We start from the raw sequence: 12,920 nt of genomic DNA on the forward strand, positions 1-12,920 counted from the left end.
TAGAATTTCCACGTCAAGAATTACGACACATCGCGTTAACGACGCACTGAGCCAGAAATAGCGCATGCATCTTGTGCGTTTTACGCCCTTTCCGAATTACAGTCATTAATTGGGTAGTTATTCAGGTATGCCTCGGGCAGTATATGACAAAAAAAATCATTTCATTTTCCTCTTACCTTTTCATCTTCTTATTCTTATGCGTTTTACTAAGCGGCCTATATCTACCAGTGTATTCCGATGAAGTAGTGACTAAATGGGGGCTAGCACGATTTTTCGCCGACAACGCTCATGCCTTGTCATTTTTCCCACAATGCTCCACATCATTAGACCAACCTATTTCTCCGTTATTCTATCCAGCTGCCATAATATACTCTCTCGTCTATGGTGGTTTGGGGCCCTTAGGGATCAGAGTAAGCGGCATATTATTTGCCCTCTTGTGGTTTTTTGGCATTGCATACTGGGTACATAAAAAAACAAAAGAAACAAGTATGGCCATATATATTATTTCGGCGTTAATGGCGCTTAGTGCCATAGGTGTTATGCCATATCTTTTAATTCTATCGCGCTCCGAACAGATAGTCACAACATCTTTGCTATTCCTATGCTTGTCGTGTCTTTTTTGGCGGGATTATTTTTTAAAAAATTACTATTCTATTTTTATCATTCTATTTTTACTTATTGTTTCTTGCTTATTATATGCGCATCCAAAGGCAATTTTCTTCACACCTGTCATTATTTTCTCCGCTTTCCATATAACTCAAAGAAAGCCAAAGCTATTACGCTTTATTTTATTTTTTTTAATTACTGCATTTGCTTATCAAAGTTTCAAAAATAGCAGCCTATTAAGTCATTGCCAAGATGCGCCCGGAATTGGAAAAATCTTCGCATACAATGTCATTCCTTTAAATTTACTCTTTCAGAGCCCCATAGAATTTTTTGTTCGTGGCATATCAAACATTTACAATGCACCAGCACAAATAATTCACCATATAACATTTCAACCATCATATCAATCAGGATGGCTACCGGGACAGGGGCATCTATCATCATTAGAAAGAATAATTAATACAAGCATAATATATATATATAATATGCTAATTTTTGGAAGTCATATATTTATACTTATACTATTCGCATATAAATTATACCTAAGACAACTAACCTCAGCGCTTTGGCTCGGAATATTGATTTTATTCGGATCAATAGGAACTGCTTTCTTCTATAATACATGGAACTTTTACGGAGCAACCCAGGCTGTTCCAATATCAACAATCCTGCTTCTAATTTGTCTGTACTCCTTAAAGCTAGACGGGAAGCTGCATAAAATACAGCCTCTATTTTTTTTAGCAGTGATCTGCGCAAGCACATCCATGGGTATTCTTGCCTCCCAATATTTGCCTACCATGATTATTAACTCACAAACCTTGGCCGCAGACATAAAGAACCAGCCGTTGTCGATCCCAGTTTTTAACACAAAAGAACATATATCGACGATACGAAATCTAGCCAAGGCATGCGGAGTATCCGGCGATAATGCAAAAAACCTTGTCGTTGACCACATGACTTATTTCGCATTTACTGAGCTACGCAATCCAATCCACGTACTTTATATCTCTGAGCCGGGATTCGGTGTTGACTTGGCAAATGGTAAACTTCTGCCATTCCTAAAAAAGATGGCTAGCCCTGCAATAATTGCACGCTGTACTTATATGCCATCACAACTCAAAACGCTAAAAACCATCGAACTCGGTGGTTATTGTTGTATTAATTTGATGGGCCAACAATGATTGGTCACGATACAGTTACTTACTCAGCGAAAAGGCTATGAAAAAAGTCGCCATTCTTCAATCCAATTACATCCCATGGAAGGGCTACTTTGACATGATCGCAGCCGTAGACGAATTTATTCTCTACGACGACATGCAGTACACCCGCCGCGATTGGCGCAACCGCAATCAGATTAAAACCCCACAAGGGGTCCAGTGGCTTACGATCCCCGTCCGGGTAAAAGGCAAATACAATCAAACTATTCGCGAAACCGAAATAGATGACTCCGACTGGGCAAAATCGCATTGGAAGTCGCTGTCTCAAAATTATCACCAGGCACCCCATTTCGAAGAAGTAGCCACGCTGCTCGAACCACTCTACCTAGAACACACCTACACCCATTTGTCAGCACTTAACCGCAACCTGATCGAGACGGTATGTAGTTACCTAGGCATTACTACTAAAATTAGCAATTCTTGGGATTACACACTAGTTGAAGGAAAAACAGAACGTCTGGCCGATTTATGCGCCCAAGCGGGGGGGACTGAATACATCTCAGGCCCCGCAGCACGGGATTACATTGACGAGAACGTATTTATGGACATGGACATAAAGCTGACTTGGTTCGATTACTCAGGCTATCCTGAATATCATCAACTCTGGGGTGCGTTTGTACATGGCGTTACTATTCTCGATCTACTGTTTAACTGCGGCAAGGACACTTCACATTATATGAAACATGTCAGGCCATGAAGTTATCTATCGTCACCACCCTATATCAATCAGCACCTCATATCGACGAATTTTATCGTCGCGCAAGCGCGGCTGCCGAGCTGTTGGTAGGTGATGACTACGAAATTGTTTTAGTAAATGACGGGTCGCTGGATAATAGCTTGGAACGCGCCATTACTCTAGCGCAGAGCGATCCCCGCATTGTCCTCGTCGATTTATCGCGCAACTTTGGTCATCACAAGGCAATGATGACTGGCTTGGCACATACATGTGGAGAGCAAGTATTTCTAATTGATTGCGACCTTGAGGAGGAGCCAGAATGGCTGCCTCAGTTTGCCGAAAAGCTCTCTAGTGAAGGTTGTGATGTGGTGTACGGCATCCAAGAGCAACGCAAAGGCAATTTTTTTGAACGGTGGAGCGGACAATGGTTCTATCGCATGTTTAAACTGTTGTCGGGATTAACATTACCCGAGAATACCGTCACCGCTCGGCTCATGACACGACGTTATGTGAATGCATTACTTTTACACACGGAACGAGAAGTCGTAATCGCAGGGCTATGGTTGATTACAGGCTTTGACCAACGGCCTCAACTTATCAAAAAGCATAATCATAGCGATACAACATATACCTTCAGAAAAAAAATGTCATTACTAGTGAACTCTATTACCTCATTTAGTAATGCACCTTTAATTGCTATCTTCTATATTGGTATCACTATTTTGTGCGTGGCTGGTGGGTACATTGCTTATCTTTTGATTCATTGGACATTTTTTGCCAAGCCTTTAAGTGGTTGGACATCCGTGATGGCTTCAATATGGTTTTTGGGCGGGTTGATCATCTCATTTATCGGAATTGTCGGCATTTACCTATCAAAAATTTTCTCGGAAACTAAACGCCGCCCTTACACGATTGTTAAGCAAATATATAGAAACCACCTTGGCGCGACAGGGGCTGACATCCCCAGCCCATCTAAAGAAATTGGTCCGAGCGAGACAGCAGCATGAGCACAAGCGTCATCCCAAGCTACGGAATTATTGAAAGAAGTCCAACCGTTGATGACTCCGACCGCATTGTGGAGGAGATAAGAAACCTAGGCTACGCAGTTATAAACCCCGGTATTTCTGACGAAAATGCTCAGCAATTAGCTACGAAATTCGATATTGTGTATGCCGCGTATCAACATCGATTTGGAACAGCATTTCTTAACGACCGAGACGAGCATAATACGATTCGCCTCCCACTTGCTTTTAATTCCAGTTTTTTATATTTGGCCACAAACAAAAATCTTATTGCCATTATTTCCAAACTTATCTACGGAAAATTCATCCTGAATCAACAAAACGGAATTATTAATCCTGTCGGTAGCCGATATAATCAAGGCGCATGGCACCGTGACCTGCCTTATCAGCACTTCGTCAGCACACGCCCCATCATTATTAATGCTCTTTATTGCGTAGACGACTTCACTGCACAGAATGGTGCAACGTACGTATTGCCAGCTAGCCACAAGCAAAATGCCTTCCCCTCAGACGAGTACGTGGCAAAAAATGCTATTCAAGTGGCAGCGCCTGCAGGCTCGTTTATTATCATCGACGGCATGACCTACCATCGCGGCGGCAAAAACACGACACAAACTCCGAGGCGCGCGGTGAACCATGTTTATACGATACCGTATATCAAACAGCAAATACTTATTCCTTCCGCATTAAGAGAGGAAGCAGCTAGCTTGGACGAAGCGGCCAAAGATCTTTTAGGGTTTCGCTATGAAAGCCCACGAACCATTGAAGAATTCATTACAGACAGGCCATTACGTGCCAAGTTGAACAACTGAACCCACCCCACAATCTTGAACACCGAATCAGACATAGTGATCACCAATTAAGAACTTCAAGCATCGCATGACTACGCTTATATGCAATATATGCTCTAACCCCTTGCAACTACTCCCTGTCCCCAAGACAAACCGCGCAATGCTTAGTGATGGCCGCATACTAGGTGTGGCTCTTGAAAAGGCATCATGCCTCTCCTGCGGTCTGGCGGCACATGTCAACGAACTGGCTGAGGATTCGGTAAAGACTGCATACGATGAAAGCTACGCCCTTTCCACATCTTCACCGCTCGCGGATAAAGCCAGGGCTCAGAACTATGCGAAAACCTTGGTTAACAATTTTCACCCTGCCAAGCGAGTGCTTGAGATCGGTTGCGGATCCGGCAACTTGCTTCAAGAGATGACAAGCCGCTGGCACAATTCCTTTTTTGTAGGCATTGACCCAGCACTGCCGAACGAAATCATTTCTACTGAACGAACACAGTATGTGCGAGCCTTCTTCGATGCATCGGCGAAAGGGGGCCTTAGCAAGAAATTTGATCTTATTTTTTCTATTAACGTCATAGAACACATCAATTCTCCTACTGAATTTTTTGCTTTAGCCTCCGAACTCCTGACGCCTGATGGCCAATTGGCGGTTATCTGCCCCGCCGCGCACCCTCCAAACGTCGAGCTGATGTTCTATGATCATCTACATACATTTACAGCAGGCGCATTAGCGGTAACGGCTATGGCATCTGGACTCTCGCTTGTATCCAGTATCGAAAATCTGCCACAGCTTGGGGATTTCCAGCTCGCTACTTTTTGCCAGGCGCCACAGCGAGACAACACCCTAGCGAGACCCTTCGAAGGAGGTGAGCTTGCCTTGGCGAAATTAAGAGCGGCATACTTAAATGCTTGGGGAAAATTGGAAGATACGTTGTTAGCTCGCACCGACGATTCCCCACATATTGCCATGTTTGGCGCCGGGCAGATGGCAGCGCTAATTAGAGCCTATGCTCCTCTCGTTTGGAAAAAAGTTAAGCTGCTAGTCATGGACAATGTTGATGACGCATGGCAACTCGACAAACCGGTAGACAATTACCTCGAAAACGTTACCAAACTTAAAAAATATCCGATCATTCTCGCAGTATCGCCGAGGGTGCAAGCAAAGCTTGCAGAACGCCTCACTCAGGATGGCCTAACAGCGATACGGTTTGATGACTTGATTTTAAGCTAACTATAGTGTTTTGCAAAAATGGCTATGAAAAAAGAAACTTCAGACATTTTAAGCTGTGTAGCTGACTACTATACAGCCAAGCTCAATAAACATGGCGAGACGCCACGCGGCGTTGACTGGAATGGAACCGAAAGCCAAGAACTCCGCTTTGGTCAACTTAGTAAGTGCATCGAACCAACCACGCCATTTTCACTCAATGATCTGGGATGTGGCTATGGTGCGCTTTACGACTACCTGAACGTTATCCGTTCACAGTTTACGTACCATGGGTGGGATATCTCCGACAGTATGATTCGAGCGGCAAGGGGCCGTTATATTCATCGCGAAAATGCCAATTTTGCAGTCGCCTCAGAGCCTTCCTTGATTGCAGATTATGGCATTGCCAGCGGCATTTTTAATGTTCGGCTAGAACGCAGTGATGCAGAGTGGTTCGATTACATACAAATGACACTCGATATATTGAATCGCACCAGCCGGAGAGGCTTTGCCTTTAACTGCCTAACTTCATACTCTGATGCGGAAAAAATGCGCGATTATCTTTATTATGCCAATCCGTGTACTTTATTTGACCTATGCATGCGTCGCTATTCACGTCACGTCGCCTTGTTGCATGATTATGGCCTTTATGAATTCACAATTGTCGTGAGAAAAGATCTATGAAAAAACCCTTAATTATCTTTGGCGCGGGCGATATTGCACAGCTTGCCCATTATTATTTCAGCACAGACTCGAACTATACCGTTGAGGCTTTCACAGTAGATGCTGCTTATTTAACTATCAACGAATTTTGCGGAGCCCCTCTTGTACCGTTCGAACAACTTGCAGACTATTACCCCGCAGAAACTCATGAAATTTTTATCGCGCTAAGTTACTCAAAGCTAAACCAAACTCGCAAAGAGAAATATTTAGCCGCTAAAGTTGCTGGCTATCGTATTGCTAGCTATATCAGCTCCCATGCGACAATACTCAACAACGGTCAAATCGGCGAGAACTGTTTCGTCCTTGAAGACAATACCGTTCAACCTTTCGTATCCATCGGCAATAACGTGACGCTGTGGAGCGGCAACCATATTGGGCATCACTCCACAATCCGCGACCACTGCTTCATCGCGTCGCACGTCATAGTTTCCGGCGGGGTAGACATTGGCGAATCATGTTTTATCGGCGTCAACGCTACATTACGCGACCACATTAAAGTTGGCGAAAAATGCGTTATCGGAGCAGGAGCATTGCTTTTAGCGGACGCTGAACCCCAAGGCGTATATATGGGCGAAACCACCCCGCGCTCCAGAGTGCCTAGCACTCGACTAAGAAATATTTAGAGGCGTCAATGCTCTGGAAAAAGCTGGGGCAACTTTACTGCCCAAAATTTATACACCCTAAACTTGCAAGCCACGCAGCGAACCCGTTGGCCGTGCTATTGAACGGCGATGTGTATCGTATCTTCTATAGCGGCCGCGACAGTCAAAATCGTTCTTCAGTAAGTTTCATCGACGCAGACATCGTGAAGCGCGAGGTCCTGCACATCCACGACAAACCTGCATTCACGCACGGCCGGGAAAATAGCTTCTACTCACATGGGGTCAGTATTGGCAATTGCTATGAAGCAGACGGACATCGCTACATCTTGTTTATGGGATGGCAACTCCCTCTCGGCGGACACTGGCGAGGTGACATCGGACGCCTAGTGCTTGAATCCGATTTTTCGTTGCGTCTGGACAGTGACTTGCCTTTTATGGCAACCAGCACAACCGATCCAATTAGCCTTTCATACCCCTGGACGGTACAGGAAAAACACGGAAATTTTCGTATGTGGTACGGATCAACAGCTACTTGGGACGCAGGCAATGGTGAAATGCTACATGTGATTAACCAAGCTTCGTCGGTTGATGGCCATATTTGGCATCGAGAAGGCCTTGCCGTCCCCTACGCACTGGGTATAGCTCAAGCGTTTTCTCGCCCAACGGTTATTGGCAACGAAAATGATGGCTATCATATGTGGTTCTCATATCGCGGCGGGTCAGGCGATAAGTATAGAATTGGCTATGCCTGTAGCGCTGACGGAAAGACGTGGGCGCTACGATTGGAAGATTCCGGCATAGATGTATCGCCCACAGGATGGGATTCTGAAATGATTGAATATCCGTTTGTTTTTGATCACGGAGGCCTACGCTACATGCTCTACAACGGTAATGACTACGGCAAATCTGGATTTGGCTTGGCCGTAATGGATTCCGAATGACCTCAAACATCGAATAATAATGAAAACTTATTTTTTAATACTCCCTGTAGCTCTGCTGGTTGCATACAGCCAAGTTATAGTAAAGATTAGAGCGACAAGCATCGTAATTAATGCCAACTCGGGCATTTTAGAAAAACTGTTCGCCTATATATTTGACCCCTTTATCATATCCGCTTACTCTTCTGCCCTAATTGCCTCGTTTGCTTGGCTCTTTGTTGTCACGAAATTGCCTCTTTCCATCGCATTCCCTATCTATATTGGGCTAACGTTTGTTCTGGTCCTATTTGGAAGCTGGCTTTTTCTAGCAGAAACGCCCAGCCCCGCAAAACTAATTGCGGTGATCTTAATATTTTCAGGCATAGTTCTCGGAGTATGGGCAGATGCATAGGGCTACCACCGACATGACAGACTGGCTATCCGGCGTGAAGCAGCACATACAGCTTAGTGCGCCGGACCTTATGCCTATGCTGGAAATATACTTGGCTGAAGCCACATTTGGAAGGCAATACATAACAGATGATTTATTACAATTGCCTAAAGGGGCTCGAATTTTGGAGATTGGAGCCGGATCACTGCTGCTGAGCTGTCAGCTTGTAAGGGAAGGTTTTAACGTTTCTGCACTTGAACCTATCGGTTCTGGCTTCTCCCATTTTTCCAGACTCCGTCAATTAGTATTAGAGCGGGCCAATGCTATTAATTGTCAGCCACATATCATTGACCAGACCGTCGAACGTTTGTCCGAAAGAGACAGCTATGATTACGCATTTTCCATCAACGTCATGGAGCATGTGAGCAATATTGGGCAGGCACTTGCCAACGTCTGTTCGGCCATTAAAGCTGGAGCGGCGTATCGTTTTACGTGCCCTAATTATCTGTTCCCTTACGAGCCACATTTTAATATTCCAACCTTTTTCTCAAAACGTCTGACAGAAAAATTATTTTATAAAAAAATATATCAGAGCAAAACCGTTCCAGATGCGACCGGAACTTGGAGATCCCTGAATTGGATTAACCCTTTGGTAATCGGTAAAGGGGTTAAAGGGCTTCGTAACGTCCAAGTCTCTTTTAATAAAACGCTATTGGTATCAACGCTCGAACGCATTGCAACAGACCCGGGTTTCGCGCAGCGGAGGTCTCCGTTTATACGAACAATTATTCTTGGCCTGGTCCGGTTAAAGCTACATGAAATATTTGCCTATGTGCCTGCCATATTCCAGCCAATTATCGATTGTCGTTTGCATAAAATCAGCTTTAAACGGAGCAATTGATGGCTCAAGTTACTAGTGGCATTCACGCCATACTGTCGCACCCGTTTGTCTATTCTGCATTTCAAACGCTGATGGGAGCACATCAGGCTCGCACAAGATTCGCTAGGGATTTTATAAAATCTACTCCTGGCATGAAAATTCTGGATATAGGATGCGGCCCAGCCGATATCCTTAACTACATACCTTCGACTGATTATTATGGGTTTGACATCAGCGAGTCATACATTGCCCAGGCACGACACAGATACGGTAATCGTGGCATTTTTTACTGCCAATATCTTGCCGAAATTGATTTAGAGGCACTGCCGGCCTTCGATATAGTGCTCGCGTTAGGATTAATTCACCATCTCGATGATGCCCAGGCTATAAATGTAATACAACTCGCGTTTAAAGCGCTTAAACCAGGCGGACGCTTGCTAACTATAGACCCCTGCCTAGACTCTTCACAGAACCCAATTGCTCGCTTCTTGATTCAGCATGATCGGGGGCAAAATGTAAGGGACAAAGCGGGTTACGACTCGATAGCAAGCCAGGTCTTTGACTTGCGCCGCCTGGAAGTTCGACACCAAGCATGGATTCCTTATACACATTGCTTTATGGAATGTACTAAAACCGCTTAGAACAGAAAACAGGAGATATTGTTGAAAGCCATCATCCTAGCCGGCGGCAACGGCTCTCGCCTGTACCCGCTCACACAAATATCGAGCAAACAATTGCAGGCGGTATTTGACAAACCCATGATTTATTATCCGCTGACTATATTGATGGCAGCGGGTATTCGCGAATTCTGTTTGATTTCCACACCTCAGGACCTACCGCGCTTTCAGCAATTGCTGGGAGATGGCGCTCGATGGGGGATTACCATTGAATATAGGGAACAAGCCCGTCCCGAAGGCATCGGCCAGGCATTTCTGATTGCCGAAGACTTTGTCGGCAGTGACAACGTCGTGTTGATGCTGGGTGACAATATTTTCTCGGGTGGTGACGACTTCCCTCGATCCATGGCCGAGTTTCGAGGTGGGGCAACGATTTTTGCTTACCGCGTCAAAGACCCGGAGCGGTACGGTGTGGTGGAGTTCGACCGCGCCGGCAGGGCGCTATCCATCGAAGAAAAACCAGCCGCTCCGCGCAGCAATTTCGCCGTGCCAGGCATTTATATCTACGATAATCGTGTACTTGAAATAGCAAAGACCATCCGCCCTTCTGCTCGCGGTGAGCTGGAGATTACGGACATCAATCGGGCCTATATGGAACAAGGACAGTTGCAGGTGCATCGCTTAAGCCGCGGCTTTGCGTGGCTGGATGCCGGCACAAGCACCGCCTTGCAAGAAGCATCCGCCTATATAGAAGCCATAGAGCGTCGCCAAGGCATAAAGATTGGTTGTCCTGAAGAGGCCGCGCTGGTGCGCGGCTTTTTAAGCCTGGCCGAATTCGACACCCTAATGCAGCAGATGCCAAAATGCGAATACCGGGAATATTTGGTAACTGTGGCAGACGAAGCTCGCAAATTAAGGGGATAAAGTGAGCACGGAAAAGATCCAATTCAACCGGCCCTATATGACGGGCAGGGAATTGCACTATATCGCCGAAGCCAAGTTCGGCAATATGCTGGCGGGGGACGGCCCCTTTACTAAACGCTGCCATGGATGGATCGAGTCGCATACAGCTTGCTCCAAGGCGCTCTTGACGCATTCCTGCACGGCAGCGCTGGAAATGGCGGCCCTGCTGCTGGACACCCAACCCGGCGATGAAGTCATTATGCCGTCATACACATTTGTATCCACGGCCAATGCATTCGTATTGCGTGGCGGAGTGCCCGTGTTCGTGGATATCAGGGAAGACACTCTTAACCTCGACGAGCAGCTTATCGAAGCCGCAATTACCTCCCGCACCAAAGCCATTGCTCCGGTGCATTATGCCGGGGTGTCCTGCGAGATGGACACGATCATGGCTATTGCCAAGCGCCATAATCTCAAGGTCGTCGAAGATGCCGCCCAAGGGGTCATGGCAAGCTACAAAGGTCGTGCATTGGGCAGTATTGGCGATCTAGGCGCGTTCAGCTTCCACGAAACCAAGAATGTGATTTCCGGTGAGGGTGGCGCCCTGCTTGTCAATGACCCGGATCTGGCCCTGCGGGCCGAAATTATTCGTGAAAAAGGCACCGACCGCAGTCGATTTTTTCGTGGCCAGGTCGATAAATACACCTGGCAAGAAGTGGGCTCCTCGTTTCTACCGGGCGAGATCACAGCCGCCTTTCTGTGGGCGCAATTGCAAGAGGCCGAGCGCATCACCGCAGAGCGCATGACATCCTGGGATCTCTACCACAGGCTTCTGGAGCCCATGGAGCGCCAAGGACTATTGCGCCGACCTATTGTTCCGCCTGAATGCCGACACAATGCACATATGTATTACGTGCTAATTGCACCGGAGATTGATCGGCACGCCGTATTGGAAAGACTCAAGAGTCATGACATTTACTCGGTATTCCATTATGTGCCCTTACATTCGTCGCCGGCGGGGCAACGCTACGGCCGAGTCCATGGAAGCATGGCCCTGACCGACTCACTCTCGGCGCGTTTAATCCGTCTGCCGCTTTGGGTCGGATTGACGGATGTGCAGCAAAACAAGGTCGTGGACATACTGACAAAGGCACTAACCTGACCAAGGCGGTGCCGCTCAAGCAAGCAGCTATCCCTGCGTGCCGAGACGCTCCCGTCTATAACTGCCATCTTGCACGCGGCGGCACCATTCCAGGTTATTCAAATACCACTCAACGGTTTTACGAATACCGCTTTCAAAAGTCTCTTGCGGCTCCCAGCCCAGTTCTTGCTGGATTTTCCTGGCGTCGATCGCATAACGCAGATCGTGGCCGGGGCGGTCTTTCACATGCGTAATCAAGTCGCTGTAGCGTGCTACGCCGGCAGGTTTGTTGGGGGCCAATACCTCCAGCAATTCGCATAAAGTGCGCACGACATCCATGTTCTGTTTTTCGTTATGGCCGCCGATATTATAGGTTTCGCCGATCTTCCCTTCTGAAATCACCTTGTACAGGGCCCGCGCATGGTCTTCCACATACAGCCAGTCGCGCACCTGTTTGCCCTGGCCGTACACCGGCAATGGCTTTCCCTCCAGGGCATTAAGAATCATCAAGGGTATGAGTTTTTCAGGAAAATGATAGGGTCCGTAATTGTTGGAGCAATTGGTAATTAAAATCGGCAAGCCATAAGTGCGCTGCCAGGCGCGCACCAGATGGTCGGAACTGGCCTTGCTGGCGGAATACGGAGAACTGGGCGAATAAGCGCTTGCTTCGGTAAAAAGCGAGCCTGTGCCTTCCAGGTCGCCAAACACCTCATCCGTGGAAATATGGTGGAAACGAAACGCGGCTTTGCGCTGCCCGTCCATTGCCTGCCAGTACGCGCGCGCCGCCTCCAGCAAGGTGTAGGTACCCACAATATTGGTTTGGATAAAAGCCGCCGGGCCGTCGATGGATCGATCCACATGGGACTCAGCCGCCAGGTGCATCACCACATCGGGTTGGTGCTGGCCGAATACCCGTTCAAGCCCGGCCCGGTCGCAGATATCGACCTGTTCAAAAACGTAGCGCCCGCTATCCGCCACGCCCGCCAATGACTCCAGGTTGCCGGCGTAGGTGAGCTTGTCGAGATTGACGGCCGAATCCGCAGTATTGCCGATAATATGGCGTATAAGCGCCGAACCGATAAAGCCGGCGCCGCCGGTGACGAGAATTTTCATTTATGCGATCGGTATCCGTGGCGTATAAGCAGGTAATCGTTGTTTGCCCAATAATCTTCGATTATGGTCGAAAAACACTTGGGCAAGCGCCGGAAGAACATGGCGAAT

14 protein-coding genes are annotated in these 12,920 nt (G+C 47.1%); 13 read left to right on the plus strand and 1 reads right to left on the minus strand.

Annotated features, from left to right (window positions below; translation table 11 throughout):
• Positions 1 to 143 precede the first annotated feature (143 nt).
• The 13 genes from LSG25_RS14420 (at position 144) to rffA (ending at position 11,720) form a co-directional block, all read left to right on the plus strand.
• Positions 144 to 1,787, plus strand: coding sequence for a hypothetical protein (locus LSG25_RS14420; protein WP_232741605.1), 1,644 nt, complete (start codon positions 144 to 146; stop codon positions 1,785 to 1,787).
• A gap of 37 nt (positions 1,788 to 1,824) precedes the next feature.
• Positions 1,825 to 2,520 (plus strand): WbqC family protein, encoded by a 696-nt coding sequence (locus tag LSG25_RS14425; protein ID WP_232741606.1) that lies wholly within the window; start codon positions 1,825 to 1,827, stop codon positions 2,518 to 2,520.
• Entirely contained in the window at positions 2,517 to 3,506 is a 990-nt protein-coding gene (locus LSG25_RS14430; RefSeq protein WP_232741607.1) for a glycosyltransferase family 2 protein, read from the plus strand. The genes LSG25_RS14425 and LSG25_RS14430 overlap by 4 nt, the downstream gene beginning before the upstream one ends.
• Complete coding sequence (locus LSG25_RS14435) at positions 3,503 to 4,333, plus strand: phytanoyl-CoA dioxygenase family protein (RefSeq protein WP_232741608.1); 831 nt, start codon at positions 3,503 to 3,505, stop codon at positions 4,331 to 4,333. The genes LSG25_RS14430 and LSG25_RS14435 overlap by 4 nt, the downstream gene beginning before the upstream one ends.
• A gap of 166 nt (positions 4,334 to 4,499) precedes the next feature.
• A complete protein-coding gene (locus tag LSG25_RS14440) occupies positions 4,500 to 5,549 on the plus strand; it encodes a class I SAM-dependent methyltransferase (protein WP_232741609.1) in 1,050 nt (349 codons plus the stop codon).
• Positions 5,550 to 5,573: 24 nt separating this feature from the next.
• Positions 5,574 to 6,209 carry a class I SAM-dependent methyltransferase gene (locus LSG25_RS14445; protein ID WP_232741610.1) on the plus strand — a complete coding sequence of 212 codons (636 nt, stop codon included), beginning with the start codon at positions 5,574 to 5,576 and terminating at the stop codon, positions 6,207 to 6,209.
• On the plus strand, positions 6,206 to 6,871 hold the full coding sequence (locus tag LSG25_RS14450) for an acetyltransferase (RefSeq protein ID WP_232741611.1): 666 nt from the start codon (positions 6,206 to 6,208) through the stop codon (positions 6,869 to 6,871). The genes LSG25_RS14445 and LSG25_RS14450 overlap by 4 nt, the downstream gene beginning before the upstream one ends.
• An 8-nt stretch (positions 6,872 to 6,879) precedes the next feature.
• On the plus strand, positions 6,880 to 7,791 hold the full coding sequence (locus LSG25_RS14455) for a hypothetical protein (protein WP_232741612.1): 912 nt from the start codon (positions 6,880 to 6,882) through the stop codon (positions 7,789 to 7,791).
• Positions 7,792 to 7,810: 19 nt separating this feature from the next.
• Positions 7,811 to 8,179 carry a hypothetical protein gene (locus LSG25_RS14460; protein ID WP_232741613.1) on the plus strand — a complete coding sequence of 123 codons (369 nt, stop codon included), beginning with the start codon at positions 7,811 to 7,813 and terminating at the stop codon, positions 8,177 to 8,179.
• A gap of 13 nt (positions 8,180 to 8,192) precedes the next feature.
• The gene (locus tag LSG25_RS14465) at positions 8,193 to 9,059 is read left to right on the plus strand and encodes a bifunctional 2-polyprenyl-6-hydroxyphenol methylase/3-demethylubiquinol 3-O-methyltransferase UbiG (protein WP_232741614.1); all 867 of its coding nucleotides are present in this window, start codon (positions 8,193 to 8,195) and stop codon (positions 9,057 to 9,059) included.
• Positions 9,059 to 9,679, plus strand: a complete 621-nt coding sequence (locus LSG25_RS14470) for a class I SAM-dependent methyltransferase (protein WP_232741615.1) — start codon at positions 9,059 to 9,061, stop codon at positions 9,677 to 9,679. The genes LSG25_RS14465 and LSG25_RS14470 overlap by 1 nt, the downstream gene beginning before the upstream one ends.
• A 21-nt stretch (positions 9,680 to 9,700) precedes the next feature.
• On the plus strand, positions 9,701 to 10,579 hold the full coding sequence (gene rfbA / locus LSG25_RS14475) for a glucose-1-phosphate thymidylyltransferase RfbA (protein ID WP_232741616.1): 879 nt from the start codon (positions 9,701 to 9,703) through the stop codon (positions 10,577 to 10,579).
• 1 nt (position 10,580) lies between these two features.
• Positions 10,581 to 11,720, plus strand: a complete 1,140-nt coding sequence (gene rffA / locus LSG25_RS14480) for a dTDP-4-amino-4,6-dideoxygalactose transaminase (protein ID WP_255696571.1) — start codon at positions 10,581 to 10,583, stop codon at positions 11,718 to 11,720.
• Positions 11,721 to 11,747: 27 nt separating this feature from the next.
• Here the strand turns inward: rffA and rfbB are convergent, their stop codons facing one another.
• Positions 11,748 to 12,812, minus strand: a complete 1,065-nt coding sequence (gene rfbB / locus LSG25_RS14485) for a dTDP-glucose 4,6-dehydratase (RefSeq protein WP_232741617.1) — start codon at positions 12,810 to 12,812, stop codon at positions 11,748 to 11,750.
• Between the last annotated feature and the right edge of the window lie 108 nt (positions 12,813 to 12,920).

The organism is Paralcaligenes sp. KSB-10 (genome assembly GCF_021266465.1).
Lineage (GTDB): Bacteria > Pseudomonadota > Gammaproteobacteria > Burkholderiales > Burkholderiaceae_B.

What these genes read in the sequence shown, in the direction of transcription:
- LSG25_RS14450 (WP_232741611.1), top strand. Translation starts at nt 6,206, where the DNA reads ATGAAAAAACCCTTAATTATCTTTGGCGCGGGCGATATTGCACAGCTT.
- LSG25_RS14430 (WP_232741607.1), top strand. Translation starts at nt 2,517, where the DNA reads ATGAAGTTATCTATCGTCACCACCCTATATCAATCAGCACCTCATATC.
- rfbB (WP_232741617.1), bottom strand. Translation starts at nt 12,812, where the DNA reads ATGAAAATTCTCGTCACCGGCGGCGCCGGCTTTATCGGTTCGGCGCTT.
- LSG25_RS14455 (WP_232741612.1), top strand. Translation starts at nt 6,880, where the DNA reads ATGCTCTGGAAAAAGCTGGGGCAACTTTACTGCCCAAAATTTATACAC.
- LSG25_RS14435 (WP_232741608.1), top strand. Translation starts at nt 3,503, where the DNA reads ATGAGCACAAGCGTCATCCCAAGCTACGGAATTATTGAAAGAAGTCCA.
- LSG25_RS14425 (WP_232741606.1), top strand. Translation starts at nt 1,825, where the DNA reads ATGAAAAAAGTCGCCATTCTTCAATCCAATTACATCCCATGGAAGGGC.
- LSG25_RS14465 (WP_232741614.1), top strand. Translation starts at nt 8,193, where the DNA reads ATGACAGACTGGCTATCCGGCGTGAAGCAGCACATACAGCTTAGTGCG.
- LSG25_RS14470 (WP_232741615.1), top strand. Translation starts at nt 9,059, where the DNA reads ATGGCTCAAGTTACTAGTGGCATTCACGCCATACTGTCGCACCCGTTT.
- LSG25_RS14420 (WP_232741605.1), top strand. Translation starts at nt 144, where the DNA reads ATGACAAAAAAAATCATTTCATTTTCCTCTTACCTTTTCATCTTCTTA.
- LSG25_RS14460 (WP_232741613.1), top strand. Translation starts at nt 7,811, where the DNA reads ATGAAAACTTATTTTTTAATACTCCCTGTAGCTCTGCTGGTTGCATAC.
- LSG25_RS14445 (WP_232741610.1), top strand. Translation starts at nt 5,574, where the DNA reads ATGAAAAAAGAAACTTCAGACATTTTAAGCTGTGTAGCTGACTACTAT.